At 62.0% G+C, this 18,411-nt stretch carries 13 protein-coding genes and 3 tRNA genes; 7 read left to right on the forward strand and 9 right to left on the reverse strand.

All coding sequences use genetic code 11. The features are described 5' to 3' along the window. The 3 genes from AC1D3C_RS27665 to AC1D3C_RS27675 all read right to left on the reverse strand — a co-directional run. The coding region (locus AC1D3C_RS27665; RefSeq protein ID WP_477485133.1) for a GTP-binding protein at window positions 1-248 on the reverse strand (248 nt) is incomplete at its 3' end. A gap of 524 nt (window positions 249-772) precedes the next feature. Then, window positions 773-846: transfer RNA gene (locus AC1D3C_RS27670), tRNA-Gly, on the reverse strand. Between the two features lie 25 nt (window positions 847-871). Continuing rightward, a tRNA-Tyr gene (locus AC1D3C_RS27675) sits at window positions 872-956 on the reverse strand. A gap of 202 nt (window positions 957-1,158) precedes the next feature. On the opposite strand from AC1D3C_RS27675, the gene rlmB reads away from it, so the two are divergent. From rlmB to AC1D3C_RS27695, 4 genes are all read left to right on the forward strand, one after another. Then, the gene (rlmB, locus tag AC1D3C_RS27680) at window positions 1,159-2,037 is read left to right on the forward strand and encodes a 23S rRNA (guanosine(2251)-2'-O)-methyltransferase RlmB (RefSeq protein ID WP_477485134.1); all 879 of its coding nucleotides are present in this window, start codon (window positions 1,159-1,161) and stop codon (window positions 2,035-2,037) included. A gap of 86 nt (window positions 2,038-2,123) precedes the next feature. After that, window positions 2,124-2,912 (forward strand): 3'(2'),5'-bisphosphate nucleotidase CysQ, encoded by a 789-nt coding sequence (gene cysQ, locus AC1D3C_RS27685; RefSeq protein ID WP_477485164.1) that lies wholly within the window; start codon window positions 2,124-2,126, stop codon window positions 2,910-2,912. A 165-nt stretch (window positions 2,913-3,077) separates the two neighbouring features. Further along, a complete protein-coding gene (locus AC1D3C_RS27690; RefSeq protein ID WP_038542102.1) occupies window positions 3,078-4,382 on the forward strand; it encodes a UDP-glucose dehydrogenase family protein in 1,305 nt (434 codons plus the stop codon). A 202-nt stretch (window positions 4,383-4,584) separates the two neighbouring features. Continuing rightward, complete coding sequence (locus AC1D3C_RS27695; protein WP_477485135.1) at window positions 4,585-5,490, forward strand: transglycosylase SLT domain-containing protein; 906 nt, start codon at window positions 4,585-4,587, stop codon at window positions 5,488-5,490. A 47-nt stretch (window positions 5,491-5,537) separates the two neighbouring features. Here the strand turns inward: AC1D3C_RS27695 and AC1D3C_RS27700 are convergent, their stop codons facing one another. Continuing rightward, window positions 5,538-5,936 carry a hypothetical protein gene (locus AC1D3C_RS27700; protein ID WP_477485136.1) on the reverse strand — a complete coding sequence of 133 codons (399 nt, stop codon included), beginning with the start codon at window positions 5,934-5,936 and terminating at the stop codon, window positions 5,538-5,540. A gap of 208 nt (window positions 5,937-6,144) precedes the next feature. Beyond that, window positions 6,145-6,220 (reverse strand) — tRNA-Thr (locus AC1D3C_RS27705). A 248-nt stretch (window positions 6,221-6,468) separates the two neighbouring features. Between AC1D3C_RS27705 and AC1D3C_RS27710 the strand changes: the two genes are divergently transcribed. Beyond that, window positions 6,469-7,242: an NAD kinase gene (locus AC1D3C_RS27710; RefSeq protein ID WP_477485137.1), complete on the forward strand. Its 774-nt coding sequence runs from the start codon at window positions 6,469-6,471 to the stop codon at window positions 7,240-7,242. 47 nt (window positions 7,243-7,289) lie between these two features. Here the strand turns inward: AC1D3C_RS27710 and AC1D3C_RS27715 are convergent, their stop codons facing one another. Then, window positions 7,290-7,946: a TetR/AcrR family transcriptional regulator gene (locus AC1D3C_RS27715; protein WP_038542099.1), complete on the reverse strand. Its 657-nt coding sequence runs from the start codon at window positions 7,944-7,946 to the stop codon at window positions 7,290-7,292. Between the two features lie 170 nt (window positions 7,947-8,116). On the opposite strand from AC1D3C_RS27715, the gene AC1D3C_RS27720 reads away from it, so the two are divergent. After that, a complete protein-coding gene (locus AC1D3C_RS27720) occupies window positions 8,117-9,322 on the forward strand; it encodes a multidrug effflux MFS transporter (RefSeq protein WP_247034015.1) in 1,206 nt (401 codons plus the stop codon). Window positions 9,323-9,402: 80 nt separating this feature from the next. Here the strand turns inward: AC1D3C_RS27720 and prfB are convergent. The 3 genes from prfB to AC1D3C_RS27735 form a co-directional block, all read right to left on the reverse strand. Further along, window positions 9,403-10,534, reverse strand: a protein-coding gene (gene prfB, locus AC1D3C_RS27725) for a peptide chain release factor 2 (RefSeq protein ID WP_247034016.1) whose coding sequence is annotated in 2 segments (ribosomal slippage) — window positions 9,403-10,464 and window positions 10,466-10,534 — 1,131 coding nt in all. Because the reading frame shifts where the segments join, the coding sequence is not laid out codon by codon here. Between the two features lie 112 nt (window positions 10,535-10,646). Next, the gene (locus AC1D3C_RS27730; RefSeq protein WP_477485138.1) at window positions 10,647-13,118 is read right to left on the reverse strand and encodes a penicillin-binding protein 1A; all 2,472 of its coding nucleotides are present in this window, start codon (window positions 13,116-13,118) and stop codon (window positions 10,647-10,649) included. A 256-nt stretch (window positions 13,119-13,374) separates the two neighbouring features. Then, window positions 13,375-14,622: an N-acetylmuramoyl-L-alanine amidase gene (locus tag AC1D3C_RS27735; RefSeq protein WP_477485139.1), complete on the reverse strand. Its 1,248-nt coding sequence runs from the start codon at window positions 14,620-14,622 to the stop codon at window positions 13,375-13,377. Window positions 14,623-15,250: 628 nt separating this feature from the next. On the opposite strand from AC1D3C_RS27735, the gene AC1D3C_RS27740 reads away from it, so the two are divergent. Further along, window positions 15,251-18,232 carry an Rne/Rng family ribonuclease gene (locus AC1D3C_RS27740; RefSeq protein WP_477485140.1) on the forward strand — a complete coding sequence of 994 codons (2,982 nt, stop codon included), beginning with the start codon at window positions 15,251-15,253 and terminating at the stop codon, window positions 18,230-18,232. The last annotated feature ends 179 nt before the right edge of the window (window positions 18,233-18,411 follow it).

An 18,411-nucleotide genomic window follows, 5' to 3' on the forward strand; every position in this document is an offset into this window, starting at 1 on the left:
TAGTCGGCGTGGCCGGGGCAGTCGACGTGCGCATAGTGGCGGGCCGGCGTCTCATATTCGACGTGCGCCGTCGAAATGGTGATGCCGCGTGCCTTTTCTTCAGGAGCCGCGTCGATCTGGTCATAGGCCTTGTACTCGCCGAAGTACTTCGTGATCGCGGCCGTCAGCGACGTCTTGCCATGGTCAACGTGACCGATCGTGCCAATGTTGACGTGCGGCTTGTTGCGCTCAAACTTGCTCTTTGCCATTGAATGCTTCCTGTGAACATAAGGGTGGACCCGGCGACCGGGTTTGGTGTCGCCGTTTAAGGCTTTCCACTAGAATGCGCAAGACATAATTACGACGCGCGCCCGGACAAGGGGAGCGGGGCAAATCGGCTTGAAAATGCCCGGGGACGGTCGGTTCAGCACGCCCTCAGTTCAAGATCCGGACCGGCTCTGACTTCGGGCTTCGGCGAATTGACGTGCGCCAGAAGCGCAAAAAAGCCCCGCGGCCGGGTAAGGCCGCAGGGCTCCAGGTCCGCCTTTATCATGTTAGTATAGCACAAAAGTTTGTTCCGGGATCGTTTGTCAGCTGCCGTACCTACCGGCGGCCCCTCGGCACCGGATGCGCGGCTCAAAACGATGCGGGGAAACATGCCTCGTTCCGGCTGAGGCAGTGTCTAGTGTCCCACAGCATGGCGCAAGCCGCGCGATCGCCGGACCCGCTTCAACGGAGATGCAGGAAAGCGTTGCACCGACTGGCACGCCGTCATTGTAAATGGTTGAGATTATGGAGCGGGTAGCGGGAATCGAACCCGCGTATTCAGCTTGGAAGGCTGCTGCTCTACCATTGAGCTATACCCGCGGTGTGGTGTCCGATCAGAGACGAATGGTGGAGAGAGTTGGATTTGAACCAACGTAGGCTGAGCCAACGGATTTACAGTCCGTCCCCTTTAACCACTCGGGCATCTCTCCAGTTTTTCGTCCGGATCGTGAGACCAAGTTCGTCAGATCTTGAAGCTTGCTGCCCCTCAATCTGCGCCGCGTATATGACCGCCTCGTTCTCGTCTGTCAACACGAGGAAGAAGCAAAAATGACGAAAATAAATCAGTCGCACTTTCGACCCGCCTCCCCGTCGAGGGCTTTGCCCGGCGAGCGAGGATGGCTATAAGGCCTGATGAGCAAGGACGACAAACAAGACAAATCCACCCGCGATACCCATTACGCAACGCTTCGGCGCGCCGTGCGCGACGCCAAGCGCGAACGCGGGGAAATTCCGACGCCGCCCTTGAAGCGGCCGAAATCCAACAAGGACTGGAAGCCGCCGCAGCTTCAGCCGGAACAGGTCTTCCTCTATGGCCTGCACACGGTGCGCGCTGCCCTCGACAATCCCGAGCGCAAGCTCATCAAGCTTTTGGTGACGCAGAACGCCTTCGCGCGGCTCGATATCGGCGAGCCGGAGACGCTGTCCTTCCCGGTTGAATTCGTTTCGCCCCAGGATATCGACAAGCTGCTTGGGCCCGAGGCCATCCACCAGGGCGTGATGCTGGAAACACGGCCCCTCCCCGTGCGCCGGCTGGAAGGCTTGAAAGAAAGCCCGCTTCTCCTCGTCCTCGACCAGGTCACCGACCCGCACAATGTCGGCGCGATCATGCGCTCGGCGGTCGCTTTCGGCGTCGGCGCCATCATCACCACCCAGAGACATAGCCCGACCGAATCCGGCGTGCTCGCCAAGTCGGCCTCCGGCGCGCTCGAACTGATACCTTATATACAGATTACCAATCTCGCCGACGCCATCGAGGAACTGCACCGGCTTGGCTTCCAGACGATCGGGCTCGATTCGGAAGGCCCCGCCCCGCTCGAAGGCACGTTTGCCGGCGGCCGGATCGCCCTGGTGCTTGGTTCCGAGGGCAAGGGCCTGCGTCAGAAGACCCGCGAGACGGTCAACGCGCTTGCCCGCCTCGACATGCCGGGCGCCATAAAGTCGCTCAATGTCTCGAACGCCGCCGCGATCGCGCTTTACGCGACACAGCAGCATCTCGCCAAGGCCGGTTGAGCCGAGCCGTTTTAAGACTCCCAAGCGCGGGGCAAACGTGTCATTGGAAGTCTGCCCAACCGACGTGACCAGCCGCCATGGAATTCATGCTCGCCACATTCGAAAAAGCCGCGCTGCTTGCCGGCAAAGCCATCCTGGACGTCTACAGGGCCGGCCCCAACACCAGCTACAAGGCCGACCGATCCCCGGTCACTGAGGCGGACGAACGGGCCGAAGAGATTATCCTCGCTGAACTCGCCCAAGCCTTTCCGGACATTCCCGTCATCGCCGAAGAATCGGTAGCGATGGGGCGCATCCCGTCGATCGAGGGACGCACCTTCATCCTGGTCGATCCGCTCGACGGCACCAAGGAGTTCATCAACGATCGCGAGGATTTTACGGTCAACATCGCCCTGATCGAGAACGGTATGCCGATCCTCGGTGTCGTTTATGCGCCCGCCCTCAAGGTCGCTTATCTCGGCGGCGGTGGACGGGCGGAAAAACTTGTGATCGACGACAAATTCGCGGTGACGAGCCGGGCGCCGGTCGTCGCAAGGCCCGTCGAGGCCCGCCCGATCTGCGTTGCGAGCCGCTCGCATAATTCCGCCGAGACGGAGGCCTTCCTCGAAAAATCAGGCGCCGCCGATATCCGCAGCATTGGTTCCTCGCTGAAATTCTGCCTGCTCGCGGAGGGTGTGGCCGATCTCTATCCCCGCTTCGGCCGAACCATGGAATGGGACACGGCCGCCGGAGACGCCGTGCTCCGTGCCGCTGGCGGCAGCACGGTCACGCTCGACGGGGCACCGCTTACCTATGGCAAGACCGGCCGCGCGGACATGATGGATTTCGCCAATCCCGATTTCATTGCCTGGGGATCGCGCCCTGGAAAGCCGTAGCCGCAATCCTATTGTCATTACCCCGTAACGTTGGCCACTCAGGCCGGCTCGGGTAACGCCTGACCAAAGCGCCGCAGGCAACCAATCCGACGCGTTGCATTCCCTTTCGGATGCGCTTAGGAAACCGCTGCGCGTGAGATTGCCGGATAAAGATGAGGATCATTGATGCGTATTGTGATGGTTGGATCGGGTTATGTCGGCCTCGTGTCGGGTGCCTGCTTTGCGGATTTCGGACATGACGTGATCTGCGTCGACAAGGCTGCCGAAAAGATCGAGGCGCTGAAACAAGGCGTCATCCCGATCTTCGAGCCGGGCCTCGAGGCGCTGGTCGAATCGAACGTCAAATCCCGTCGCCTTTCCTTCACCACGGAACTCGGCCCCGCCGTGGCCGACGCGGATGTCGTCTTCATCGCGGTCGGCACGCCGTCGCGCCGCGGCGACGGCCATGCCGATCTCGGCTATGTCCATGCCGCAGCACGCGAAATCGCCGAGGCGTTGACCGGCTTCACCGTCATCGTCACCAAGTCGACCGTTCCGGTCGGCACCGGCGACGAGGTGGAGCGGATCATCCGCGAAACCAATCCGGACGCGGATTTCGCCGTCGTCTCCAACCCCGAATTCCTGCGCGAAGGTGCTGCGATCGAGGACTTCAAGCGCCCTGACCGCATCGTCGTCGGCCTTTCCGACGAACGCGCCCGCGGAGTGATGACGGAAGTCTATCGCCCGCTCTATCTCAACCAGTCGCCGCTCCTCTTCACCAGCCGCCGGACCTCCGAGCTGATCAAATATGCCGCCAATGCCTTCCTGGCGATGAAGATCACCTTCATCAACGAAATGGCCGATCTCTGCGAGCGCGTCGGCGCCGACGTCCAGGACGTTTCACGCGGCATCGGTCTCGACGGCCGCATCGGCTCGAAATTCCTGCATGCCGGCCCCGGCTACGGCGGCTCCTGCTTCCCGAAGGACACGCTGGCGCTCGCCAAGACCGCCCAGGATTATGAAAGCCCGGTCCGACTGATCGAAACCACCATCGCCGTCAACGATACCCGCAAGCGCGCCATGGGCCGAAAGGTGATCGCGGCTGCCGGCGGCGATGTGCGCGGCAAGAAGGTCGCCGTCTTCGGGCTGACCTTCAAGCCGAACACCGACGACATGCGCGACAGCCCGGCGATCGCCGTCGTCCAGACCCTGCAGGATGCCGGCGCGATCGTTTCCGGCTACGATCCGGAAGGCATGGAAAACGCCCGGCAGCTGATGGCTATCGAATTCGCCGACGGCCCCTATCAGGCCGCCGAAGGCGCCGATGTCGCGGTTCTCGTCACCGAATGGAACGAATTTCGCGCACTCGATCTCGAGCGCCTGAAATCCGTCATGAAGAGCCCGGTTCTCGTCGACCTGCGCAATGTCTATCGCGCGCGGGAGGTGGAAGCCCATGGCTTTGCCTATACCGGCGTCGGAAAAATGCACTAGGGCAGTCTCGAAGGCGGCGGGCCTGGAGTTTTTGGGCTCTTTGCAAGAGTTGTCCCGCAGATCGGGCAAGCGAAAATCACCCGGGCCGTGACCTGGTGCCGGACCATCCGTGCCAGTCGCTTTTGGAGCAATCCTGCCGCCGAAGGCTTTAAAGCTGCGCCCTGGTTGGGCATATTGCCTATCGATGATGTTTCGCCGCCTCATGCAGATAGGCTTGGGCCTGTCCTTGGCTGTTCCGCCCTCCGGTGGGAGTGTCGGTGCTGCCGAAGACTCCGCCGCTCCCGAATGCCGATACGAGCGTGCGGCATCGGACGAGATCGGTCGAATGTGCATCCGCGCCGAAACCTACAATCAGGATCTCTGCCAGGTGATGCAGCGGCTGGCCGAGAAGAATGGGCTGCCTCCGGAATTTTTCGCGCGGCTGGTCTGGCGGGAAAGCCTGTTCCGGGCCAATGCGGTGAGCCCGAAAGGGGCCGAGGGCATCGCGCAGTTCATGCCGGAAACCGCAAGAATCCGCGGCCTGAGAAACAGCTTCGATGTCATCGAAGCGCTTGCGGCATCCGCTCTCTATCTGAGGGATCTGCGCGACCGTTTTGGCAATCTCGGCCTTGCCGCCGCAGCCTATAATGCGGGCGAAGCAGGTCTCGAAACATTCCTGGCGACCGGACGGCTGCCGATCGAGACGCGCGACTACGTGTTTGCGATTACCGGCCATTCCGCAGAAACGTGGAAGGGCGATCCGCCGAAGATGGCGGCTCAGGCTCTCGATCCCGGAAAACCCTTCCTCGACGGCTGCCTACGGCTTGCCAATATGAGGCGGCTCAACGAGAGCGTGTTGATAGCATCGGCGGATTGGGCGCCCTGGGGCGTGCAGCTTTCCGCGCACTACAATCCGAATATCGCCAGCCAGCTATTTGCCACCACGATCAGCCGCCTGCCAGCGCCGCTCAACTCGGAACGGGCGCTCGTCGTGCGGCAGAAACGCGGCAATTTCGGCTATCGCCCGCGCTATGCAGCGCGGATCGGCCGCGCCACCAGAGCCGACGCGACTGACTTGTGTGCCAGGATCAGGGCACACGCGGTGCCCTGCACGGTTTTCAGAAACTGACGCGGCACGCAGAAGAAGGTCTTCCGCTTGCCGCACATAGGTCTCTATCAGCAGTTTTGTGCCTGCCCCGGCGCAAGAGTTCCGTCCGCATTGGGCGTCGCGGAGCCGGAACCCTGCGGCAGGTTGTTGGTCGTGGCGGAGCCGGAACTCTGCGATAGATTGTTCGACGGGCATTTGGAACCGCCGGAATTGCCGACCGTGCTGCCCGTCGTATTGGAATCAAGCGTGCCACGTCCAGCTCCATTCAGCGGGGTCGTGGTATTGCCATTAAGCGTGCCGGAGCCGGAGCCACTGGCGCCCGAACCCGAAACGGATCCGCCGGTTCCCGCAGCACCTGAGCCCGAAGCGCCGCCTGATCCTGATCCAGATCCCGAACTAGACTGGGCGACCGCGGCAGTGGCGAGGCCAAGCGACAGCGCGCCGACGGTAAGTATCTTTGCAAACATTGGATTTCCTCTCGTGGGACGTTGCAGACATGCCCTACGACCGTCTAACCCTGCCGATCGCATAAGGTTTCAGAGGTTCTGCGCAGACATCTCAGGGTTACGCACGATGGCGGGCAAAGGCGGCGCTGCCGCAGGCGTCAGCTAGGTCCGCCGCAGCGGCACGGCGGCCTCGATAAGGCGAAATTGATACCAAATGCCAGGAAAGGAATGGTGCCCCCGCCAGGGTTCGAACCCGGGACCCCCTGATTACAAATCAGGTGCTCTACCAACTGAGCTACAAGGGCACTTTCGAGGGGGGAGTTACCAGATTTTCCCCTCCTGTAAAGAGAAAATCGCCAGAACATCACACACAAAGCAACGGAGCTGCGTTTCACTCGCGGACGATGGCGCAAGGTGCTTGTCCAAAGGCCTGTTTTTCCTGTACTTAATGCCGTCCGGCCGGCATGGTCCTGTCACAGGATCGTGTTAGCTCAATTGGTTACAGCGTCCCTTGCGCGGCCCGTCGGGCGGCGGCACCCTCAAAGGCCCGTTCATGTCGTCTGAGACGAACAAGCTCTCCATCATCGCCTCGACAGCCCCGGAAGCACAATCCGCGCTGGAAGAACTCGTGCGGCTCTATGGCAATGTGCCGACCGAGGAAGCCGACGTGATCATCGCGCTCGGCGGCGACGGTTTCATGCTGCAGACGCTCCACGACACGATCAATACGGGCAAAAGCGTCTACGGGATGAACTGCGGCTCGGTCGGCTTCCTGATGAATGATTACCGCGCCCAGAAACTGCACGAGCGGGTGGCCGAATCGGTGGAAAACGAATTTCACCCGCTGAAGATGACGACGGAAAACGAGGACGGCTCGACGTCGGTGGCGCTCGCCATCAACGAGGTCTATCTCTTTCGGCAATCCTATCAGGCGGCCAAGCTCAGGGTGGAGATCGACGGCCATGTGCGGCTGGAGGAACTGATCTGCGACGGCCTGATGATCGCGACGCCCGCCGGTTCGACCGCCTACAATCTCTCGGCTCATGGCCCGATCCTGCCGCTGGAAGCGCCGTTGCTCGCCATGACGCCGGTCTCGGCCTTCCGGCCGCGGCGCTGGCGCGGGGCGCTGCTGCCGAACCATGTCTGTGTCGATATCCACATCCTCGAAGCGGAGAAGCGGCCGGTCAACGCGGTTGCCGACAATACCGAGGTGAAGTCGGTGCTGAAGGTGCGGGTGGCACAGTCGACCGAAATCACCGCGCGCATCCTCTCCGATCCGAACCATTCCTGGTCCGACCGGATTCTCGCCGAACAGTTCAACAACTGACTCAGCGTCAACTCACGCAGATGAAACCTGTTGCCGTCGCGTGAAGCTCAGCGCTTCGGGGAAAAGGCGCGCAAAAAAGTGCGGGTGGCATTTGCCGCCATCTGGTCGATCTCCGATTCGGGCGTCTGGCGACCGAGCTGCTGATCGTAACGAAGGTCGGTCGCCAGAAGCGCCATGTACTGGCGGGCGGCGAGCGCCGGATCGTCGACCTCAAGATAACCGCCATGGGCGAGCTGCGCCAGGCGGGCTGCGATCGCCGGATATTTCTTGCCCGGCCCGTATTCCTTCCAGGTCTCGAAAAGCTCAGGGAAGCGAGCGCCTTCGGTCTCGACCACCTTGCGAAGCCAGCGGCCGTTCGGGTCGCAGATCGCCTTGCGCAGGAGCTGCGCCGAAAACTGCGTCAGCTCCGTCTCGATGTCCTGCGGCGCCACGGGGAAGGTATCGAGCACGCGAAAGAAACCGGCGCTGGAGCGGTCGGTGATTTCGGCGACCACGACCTTGAAAAGATTATCCTTGTCGCCCAGCTGATTATAGATCGTCTGGCGCGACACCCCTGCCCTCGCCGCGATCGCATCGATGCTGGCGCCGCCAAAGCCTTCCTGGGCGAAAACATCGGCTGCAGCGTTGAGGATCGCCTGACGCTTGTTCTGCGCCGGCGGCCAGGTGTCGTAATCGCGCGGAAGTTCGGCAGACGAATTTTTCATGACATCACTATAGCGGGGCTTGACCGATTGGACAATTGTGTCCAAAATACTTTACATGATTGTTTAGGCCTGTCCTCCCAAACGCGGCCGGCTCTCATATTCATCTCCCATAATCGTCCTCGACCTGCCGTTACCACGGCAGATGTGGTGACGGGAAAGGTTTTTTCCAAATGCAAAGCAGAGCTCCTTCGCATGCCCTGTCGCTCGGGCTGCTCTCGGCTATCGGGCTTTTCGCCCTCGACATGTACCTGCCGGCGCTGCCGACCATTCGCGCTAGCCTCAATGCCAACAGTCATGAGGTACAGGCGAGCCTGATCTCCTTCTTCGCCGCCATGGCGGTGTCGCAGATCGCCTACGGCCCGCTCTCCGACATGTTCGGTCGCAAGCGGCCGCTTTATGTCGGCCTTGCGCTTTATGCCATCGGCGCGATCGGCTGCGCGCTGTCGCCGTCGATCGAGTGGCTGATCGCCTTTCGGTTCCTGCAGGGCATGGGCGCCTGCGCCGGCGTGGTCATCTCCCGCGCCATCGTCCGCGACCTGCATACCGGTCCGGCCGCAGCCGAGTTGATGTCCCGGCTGATGCTGGTGTTCAGCGTCTCGCCGATCCTTGCCCCGCTTGCCGGTAGCATCGTCACCGTGTTCGGCGACTGGCGGCTGATCTTCTGGGTGATGGTCGGTGCCGGCGCGGTCGGCGCCGTCGTTGCCGTGTTTTTCCTTGAGGAAACCCGCCTGCCGGCTGCGCGCAGCGAAAGCAGCCTCGCCGGCGCGCTCAACTCCTATGGCACGCTGCTCCGGGACCCCTATTATCTCGGGCTTGTGCTGATCGCCTCCTTCGGCATGTCGAGCTACATGATCTATGTGGCAAACTCGTCCTTCGTGCTGATCGAGCATTACGGCCTCTCACCGACCTTCTACAGCATCGTCTTCTCGTGCAATGCGGTCGCCTTCATCGGCATGTCGCAGCTGAACGGCTGGCTCTCACGCAAGATCGGGCTCCGCAAAGTGATCCGCAGCGCGGTGTTCGGTTATTCGACGATGATGGTCCTTCTGGCACTCGTCACCTCGCTCGGCATCGACCGTCTCGATGTGATGGCGGCCTTCCTGTTCGGCGGCTACGGCTTCCTCGGCCTGATCATTCCGACGGCGGCGGTGCTGGCGCTCGAACATCACGGCCGGATTGCCGGCACGGCGTCGGCGATGATGGGCACGATCCAGTTCGTGACGTCAGCGGTCGTGGTTGGCCTCGGCGGCATGTTTGTCGACGGCACCTCGCGGCCGATGGTCACGGTCATCGCGACATGCTCGGTGGTGGTCCTCCTGCTGTCGCTTGTCGTGCTGCGCAGCCGCCAGGGGGCCATGACGGCTGCGGCGGAATAAACCTCGCTTTTGCCCAACAAGAAAAGCGGCCGGACCTTGCAAGGTCCGGCCGCTTTCGTTTGTGATTGTTGCATGGATCGTCAGTCGACGTCGGCGACATCCACATCCGGCTTGCCGCTGATGCGGTGCGCCAAGGCCGCTTCCATGAAAGGATTGATATCTCCGTCCAGCACGTCGTCCGGCGCAGTACTTGTCACGCCTGTGCGCAGGTCCTTGACCATCTGGTAGGGCTGCAGAACGTAGGAGCGGATTTGGTGGCCCCAGCCGATATCGGACTTGGAAGCAGCCTCGGCATTGGCCGCGTCCTCGCGCTTCTTCAACTCCGCTTCGTAGAGCCGCGCACGCAGCATGTCCCAGGCCTTGGCCTTGTTCTTGTGCTGCGAGCGTTCCTGCTGGCACTGCACCACGATGCCCGACGGAATGTGGGTGATGCGCACCGCCGAGTCGGTGGTGTTGACGTGCTGGCCGCCGGCGCCCGACGAACGATAGGTGTCGATGCGGCAATCGCTCTCGTTGATCTCGATGTTGATCGAGTCGTCGATGACCGGATAGACCCAGATGGACGAGAACGAGGTGTGGCGGCGGGCGTTGCTGTCATAAGGCGAAATGCGGACCAGGCGATGGACGCCCGATTCGGTCTTCAGCCAGCCATAAGCATTGTGGCCCTTGACGAGAATGGTCGCCGACTTGATACCGGCTTCTTCGCCGTCATGCACTTCCAGAAGCTCGACCTTGAAACGCTGGCGTTCGGCCCAGCGGGTGTACATGCGCAGAAGCATGTTAGCCCAATCCTGGCTTTCCGTGCCGCCGGCGCCGGAATGGACTTCGACATAGGTGTCGTTGCCATCCGCTTCGCCCGACAGCATGGCCTCGACCTGGCGCCGGCCGGATTCCGCCATCAGCGCCTTCAGCGCATCTTCGGCTTCCTTGACGATCGCTTCGTCGCCCTCTTCCTCGCCGAGTTCGATGAGCTCGATATTGTCGTTGAGTTGGCTCTCCATGGCCTTGACGCCATTGATGCCGTCATCGAGTTGCTGGCGCTCGCGCATCAGCTTCTGCGCTTCCGCAGCATCGTTCCAGAGGTTCGGGTCCTCTGACTTGTTGTTCAACCAGTCCAGTCGTCTTACCGCCTGATCCCAGTCAAAGATGCCTCCTCAGCAGGCTTATGGCCTGCTTGATTTCGTCGACTACATTGATGATTTCCGCACGCATGGCGCTTGTTCTTCGCTCTTTGTGTTGGGGTTTTAAGTGCCGTGGACATAGTTGCAGTGAGCCCGGATGTAAAGCCCGGGACTGCCGACAAGGCTGCCGCTTCGGATGGCGATCAGAACAGACCCGGCATGCCCGAGGTGACAGCCTGCTGCGCCTGGGGCGAGTTGGTGAAAATCTGATCCTGGGTCATGTATTCGCCGTCGCCGATGACCTGGAAGACGTCGGCCGGGCCGGTGCCGGGCTTGAAGGCCTCGACGATCGTGTCGGGCTGGCCTTCCATGGCCGCCATGCCGGTCTTGCGATTGACCGCGACGAGCTGCATCCCATCTGGCACGTGGAATTTTTCGGCTGGCGTCAGCTTGGCGGCCTGGGCGAGGAACTCACCGAAAATAGGCGCTGCAAGACCACCGCCGGTGCCGGCACGGCCGAGCGGAGTCGGCGTATCGAAGCCGATATAAAGGCCGGCGACGAGGTTCGGGGTGAAACCGACGAACCAGGCATCCTTCTCATCGTTGGTGGTGCCGGTCTTGCCGGCGACATCGCGGTCCTTGACCGGAATCTTGCCGGCGGCCGTGCCGCGCAGCACCACGCCCTGCATCATCGAGGTGATCTGGTACGCGGTCATCGGGTCGAGAACCTGCTCGCGGTTATCGACGATACTCGGTTCTTCCTGATGGGCCCAGTCGTTGGAATTGCAGCCGTCGCAGGCGCGCTCCTCATGGCGGAAGATCGTCTTACCGTAGCGGTCCTGGATGCGGTCGATGACGGTCGGCTTGATCTGCTTGCCGCCGTTGGCGATGACGGCATAGGCCGAGACCATGCGCATGACCGTCGTCTCGCCGGAACCGAGCGACATGGCAAGCACCGGCAGCATCTTGTCGTAGATTCCGAAACGCTCGGCATATTCGGCAACCAGTTCCATGCCCATGTCCTGTGCCAGGCGCACGGTCATCTGGTTGCGGGATTTTTCGATGCCGGTGCGCAGCGTCGACGGGCCGCCGGCCTCGCCGCCGTAGTTCTCCGGCTTCCAGACCTGGCCGCCGGAGACGATCTCGATCGGGGCGTCGAGGATGACCGAAGCGGGCGTATAGCCGTTATCGAGCGCTGCCGAATAGACGAACGGCTTGAACGACGAACCCGGCTGGCGCATCGCCTGGGTGGCGCGGTTGAATTCGGACTGCGAATAGGAGAAGCCGCCTGCCATCGCGAGAACGCGTCCCGTATTCGGGTCCATGGCGACGAAACCGCCCTGGACTTTCGGTGGCTGGCGCAGCCGATAGGTCTTGGCCTGCGGATTGATCGGTTCCACGTAGACGACATCGCCGGGCTTCAGCACGCCGTCCGGCGATTTCGCCGGCTTGCGGGTATTGGTCGAGTCCCGGTAGGCCCACTTCATGTCGTCGCCGTTGATCGTGCCCGTCTCGCGAGCCGCATCGACCTTGCCGGCCGCGTCCGCCGAGGGCTGCAGGCCGATCGTGGCGGACTTTGCCGATACTTCGGTCACGACCGCCAGCTTCCATTCCGGCACGTCCGCAAGCGACTTCTGCTTGGCGAGTTCCGGGCCCCAATCCCAGGTTCCAGGGGCGCCGGTCGTGGCGATCTGCGCTACCGGGCCATGAAAGCCGCGGCGCTCGTCATATTCGATAAGGCCGTTCTGAAGGGCGCGGCGGGCGATGACCTGAAGATCGGGGTCGAGCGACGTGCGGACCGAAAGCCCGCCTTCGTAAAGCGCCTTGTCACCGTAGCGGTCGATGATCTGACGGCGGACTTCCTCGGAGAAATAATCCGATGCGAAGACATGGGCGCCGGTGCGGCGCTGCTTGACGCCGAGCGGCTGCTTCTTGGCGTCGTCGGCATCGCCTTGCGTGATGTAGCCGTTCTCGGCCATGCGGTCGATGACCCAGTTGCGGCGCTCGAGTGCCGCCTTTTCGCGGCGGAAGGGATGATAATTGGCCGGACCCTTGGGAAGGGCCGCAAGATAGGCGGCCTCGGCCGTCGTCAGCTCGGTCACCGACTTGTCGAAATAGGTGAGCGCAGCACCTGCAATGCCGTAGGAATTGAGGCCGAAGAAGATCTCGTTCAGGTAGAGTTCGAGGATCTTGTCCTTGGAATAGGTCTGCTCGATACGGAAGGAAAGGATCGCTTCCTTGACCTTGCGGTCGATCGTCTGGTCGCCGGTGAGAAGGAAGTTCTTCGCCACCTGCTGGGTGATGGTCGAGGCACCTTCGGGGCGACGGCCGGAACCAAGGTTCTGAAGGTTCGAAAGGACGGCGCGCCCAAGCCCCGTGATGTCGATGCCGGGATGGCTGTAGAAATTCTTGTCTTCAGCCGACAGGAAAGCGGCCTTGACGCGATCGGGCACCGCCTGGATCGGCAGGAACAGGCGCCGTTCGCGGGCATATTCGGCCATCAGCGCGCCGTTGCCGGCATGAACGCGGGTGGCGACCGGCGGCTCGTAAGAGGCAAGAACCTCGTAGTTCGGCAAGTCCTTGGTCATCCCGGTGAGATAAATACCCACGCCGGCAGCCACGACCAGAAACAGGACGCAGGCCAATCCAAAGAGATAACCAATCAATCTTACCATATTGGAGCTACCGTTCAGCTTTCATTCGGCGCGTGAAACACACCATCGCATGGTTAGAGGCGTTTTGCACGGTGATCGAACCAGCGCAAGCCGGAAGAGGATCAATCGTCCGTCATCCATTGCGTCCGGGAACCACCGAGTAATCGCCCGAATGTGAGTAAAATAGGGCTCTTAGCTGCAATTTCCGGTGACTGGCCTCCCCTTGCATCATATTCGCCGGCGCCTGTGGCACCCGCGCCACGCGCATCCGGGAAAATCAGCCACCATTTGCCATCGCCCGGTCACGATAGCGCCTGATCGCGTCGACCATGCGGTCGATCACCTTCGAGCGCCACGACTCATCCAGAAGCAGCTTTTCATCTTCGGCATTGGACAGAAAGCCGAGTTCGAGGAGCACGGACGGAATGTCCGGTGCGCGCAGCACCTGGAAACCCGCGTAACGGTGGGGATTGTTGATGAGCCCGATCTGTCCCTCGAAGGATTCGACGACATTGCTGGCGAGCGCGATCGAAAACGCCTGGGTCTCGCGGCGGGTGAGGTCGAGCAGGATATCGGCAACTTCGGGCGGCCCGCTCTGGAGGGTATAGCCCGCAAGTTCGTCGGACAGGTTTTCGCGGGTGGCGAGGTTTTCGGCCATGCGGTCGGAGGCCTTGTCAGAGAGCGTATAGACGGTCGCGCCGCGGATATCCTTCTGGCCGAGCGTGTCGGCGTGCAAGGATACGAAGAGATCGGCATGGCCCTGGCGGGCGAGCGTCACGCGCTCGGAGAGCGACAGGAACGTATCGTCGTCGCGGGTGAGGAAAACCTTGATGCCCTCGACCTTGCTCAATCGTTCGGCAAGCGTCTTGGCGAACGCCAGCGTGATGGTTTTTTCCGGGGTCTTGGTGCCCGCCCCGGTGGCGCCGGCATCGATCCCGCCATGCCCGGCATCGACGGCAACGGTGAAGACATTGTCCTTCTCGGCCATCGCCAGCGGGTCCGGAGTGGCTGCCGCCGACGTCGCCCAGTTCTGGGTTTTCACCAGATCGGCAAAAACCTCCTTTGAGGCCATTTCCGCATCCAGGACCAAACGGTAGCTGCCGTTGTCGTTCGACTGAACCTCGGCGATCGACAGTTTCACCGGTCGCTTGGCGGTCAGCACGATACGAGCGCTCGACTCACCCATCGTGCCGTAGCGGATATCCTTGAAGAGGCCGCGCGCGGACAGATCCTCGGCAGGGAAGCCGAAGGCCGTTGCCGGCAGGTCGACGATCACCCGTTCAGGCGCGGCGACGTAATGGACGGAGAATTCCGGTTTCTTCTCGAAATCGATGACGATCCGGGTGCGCGCCTCGTCACCGGCGACCCGCGCGCTGAAGGCGAGAAGCGGCGGCTGCGGCGTTGCACAGGCGGAGCTCAAGGGGAGGGTCGCGACGAAGCCTACCAAAAGGAGAATCGCGCAACCGATTCGCGCGAAAAACGGTCGCCGCCGCCCGCCGCCGGCCGTCGCCGCGCCTGCCTTCACATCCGCCCTCAAAACGCCACTCGCATTCAAAGCCCCGCCGCCTATCAGGCAACCCGCATCAAAGTGCCCATTTTAGAAGGCATTTGCCCGTTAAAAGATGCGAATCATCCGCCCGTTCCTTGCCATTCATAAGAGGTCTAATTCCATCGAGAATATGGCAAACTTGGCTTTTCCCTTGCTATTGTGACAGATAAACCATACAACGCCCCCGAGGGTTAAAGTGTTGACGGGATAGTCTGCCGATAGGCTGGCCAGCCTCTTCAGGACCTGGCGCCGAAGACCGACAGTCATCCGCCGTCGCTACACTTTTTCCTGATACACGATCCAACCGGCGGTGGCCGGAATAATACCGGGTGGCATGCCACCCACCGCTCATACGGAGCACATTCATCGGGCCCCTGCGGGCCTATGGTATCGTCATTCTCGTTTGGTTTTTGATGTCGCGGCACAATTTTCAGAACCTGGAGGGACCGAGGGAGCAACGCTCCCCGTCATCTTTCCGGTTGCCGTCACAACCGCGCCCGACGGGAACATCTTTATCCGGCGCAACGACCGCATTGCATGACGGGCCTGTCCTTGTGGCAGCCTTTTCTGCATTCCCCCGGCGGCGCCGAGGAGCAGAATTTCAATGGCAGACAAAATGCTTATCGACGCGTCTCACGAAGAGGAGACGCGCGTAGTTGTCGTTCGCGGTAACCGGATCGAGGAATTCGATTTCGAATCGCAGCATAAGAAACAGATACGCGGCAATATCTATCTGGCGAAGGTGACGAGGGTCGAACCCTCACTACAGGCCGCTTTCGTCGACTACGGCGGGAACCGTCACGGCTTCCTCGCCTTCGCCGAAATCCATCCCGACTATTATCAGATCCCGCTTGCCGACCGCCAGGCGCTGATGCAGCAGGAAGCCGAGGATCAGCGCAAGATCGCCGAGGCGGAAGCCGCTGATCCGGTGGTCGATCCAGCCCACCAGGAACAGCCGGATATCGGCATCTCCATCCCGGCACCCGCCGCCGAGCCCGAAAGCGAAGCCGGTGGCCAAGCAATGGAAGCAAGCCCGGCCGAGGTCGTCGCTGCTGAAGAGGCCGAAAAGCCGAAGGCCAAGCCGCGCCGCAGCCGCGCTCGCAAGAAGCCGGCAGACGAAGCGCCCGCCGCAGAAGCCGCAGCATCCGAGGGCGAAAGCGCCCCCTCCTCCGACAACAATGACGACGACGGTTCGACGCCCGGCGAAATGGCCGCGATGGTCGAGACCGATTCGATTTCGGAAGACGTCGACGCCCGCCGCGGCGGCGGCCGCAACGACGATTTCGATGACGACGACGATGACGACCACGGCGAGAAGGAAGTGATCGAATCGGTCGGCGCCGAAGACGCGATGGAAGAAGTTCCGGACCGCGTCGTGCGCAAGCCGCGCAAGCAGTATCGCATCCAGGAAGTCATCAAGCGCCGCCAGATCCTGCTTGTGCAGGTCGCCAAGGAAGAGCGCGGCAACAAGGGCGCTGCTCTTACCACCTACCTTTCGCTCGCCGGCCGTTATTCGGTCCTGATGCCGAACACGGCGCGCGGTGGCGGCATCTCCCGCAAGATCACCCAGCCGCAGGACCGCAAGCGTCTCAAGGAAATCGCCCGCGAGCTCGACGTGCCGCAGGGCATGGGCGTCATCCTGCGCACCGCCGGTGCCAACCGCACCCGCGTCGAGGTCAAGCGCGACTTCGAATACCTGATGCGCCTGTGGGAGAACGTCCGCACGCTGACACTGAGCTCGACCGCTCCTACCCTCGTCTACGAGGAAGGCTCGTTGATCAAGCGCTCGATCCGCGACCTCTACAACAAGGACATTTCCGAGATCATCGTGTCCGGCGAAGAAGGCTATCGTGAAGCGAAAGACTTCATGAAGATGCTGATGCCGAGCCATGCCAAGGTGGTCCAGCCCTATCGCGACCTGCATCCGATCTTTGCCCGTTCCGGCATCGAGGCGCAGCTCGACCGCATGCTGCAGCCGCAGGTGACGCTGAAGTCCGGCGGCTACCTGATCATGAACCAGACGGAAGCGCTCGTCGCCATCGACGTCAACTCCGGCCGTTCGACCCGCGAACATTCGATCGAGGAAACGGCGCTCCAGACCAATCTGGAAGCGGCGGAAGAAGTCGCCCGCCAGCTTCGCCTGCGCGACCTTGCCGGCCTGATCGTCATCGACTTCATCGACATGGAAGAAAAGCGCAACAACCGCGCCGTCGAGAAGCGGCTGAAGGATTGCCTGAAGAACGACCGCGCCCGCATCCAGGTCGGCCGTATCTCGCATTTCGGCCTGCTCGAAATGTCGCGCCAGCGCATTCGCGCTTCGGTTCTCGAATCGACGACGCAGATCTGCACCCATTGCGGCGGTACCGGTCATGTGCGCTCGCAGTCGTCGGTCGCCCTGCATGTGCTGCGCGGCGTCGAGGAATACCTGCTCAAGAACACCACGCATGACATCACCGTGCGCACCACGCCGGAAATCGCGCTCTATCTCCTCAACCACAAGCGCGCCAGCATCGTCGATTACGAGAACCGCTTCGGCGTCTCGATCTTCATCGAATCGGATGTCAGCATCGGCTCCAGCCACTTCGCGATCGATCGCGGCGAGCCGGTCGAAAACCCGGTCAAGATCGAAAGCCTGATGCAGTTCGCGGCCATCCCCGTCGAAGAGGACGATGACGACATCATCGTCGAGGCCGACGAGGAGGAAGAGGAAGAGATCGTTGCTTCGTCGCAGCCGGCAGCTGCTGCGGTTGCCGAGCGCGCCCAGTCGCAGGGCGACGATCCGAACGGCCGCAAGCGCAAGCGCCGCCGGCGTCGGCGCAACCGTGGCGGCGAAAAGGGCGCAGATGCCCAGGCCGCGCAGGGCGGCAGCGACGACATGGCTGATGGCGACGAGGACGGCGACGAAGGCGAGGACGATGTTTCCGAAGCCGGCGAAGCATCCGACGCAACGGTAGCCGCCGATTCGGACTCGGAAGAAAATCGCCGCAAGCGCCGCCGCCGCGGCAAGCGCGGTGGTCGCCGCAATCGCAACGGCGAGGACGGACAGGAACTGAACGCTTCGGATGACAGCGAAGCGGCCGACGAAGATGCGTCCAGCGAAGACGTCGAGGCAGTGCCGGCAGCAGCAGCAGCCGAGACCGCTGAAGAGATCGCCGTCGAGGCAGTCGCTGCTCCCGTCGAGGCGGAAGCCGCACCTGCCGGCAAGGCAGAAGCCAAGCCCCGCCGTTCGCGTCGTGGCAAGGCAACGACCGTCGCCGACGCCCCGGCTGCGGAAGAGGTCCCAGTGGCTGCCGCAGATACGGCTCCGGTGGAAACCGTCGTCGAGCAGGTCGAAGCTGCACTCGGCGAAGAGCCACGGGCTGCCGAGGTTGCTCCGGCTGCCGAAGCTCCCATCGAAGAAGCGCCGACGGCTGAGCAGGTCGATGCCGGCGACGCGAAACCGGCTCGTGCCAATCGCGCCTCGAACATCTCCTCTTCCGCCGAGGCGGTGGTGAAGAGTTCCGATCCGGCGGCCGCGCCCGAGACCGACGCCGATCCGTCGAAGCCCAAGAAGGCCGGCTGGTGGCAGCGCCGCGGCTTCTTCTGAGCCTGACGAGAACAGATGAAACGGCCGCGCAAAACGCGGCCGTTTTTGTTTTTGCTCTGCCTTGAACCTCAGAAACCGGATCAACTGCCTGCCGAAACGATTCCGGAAAGGCAGCCAACGTGTTGGAATCCGACTCCATTTCGTCATCCGGCCAGGCGTTATACGCAGTTGTGAACCGG

It is taken from the genome of Neorhizobium sp. P1_A6, assembly GCF_056406795.1.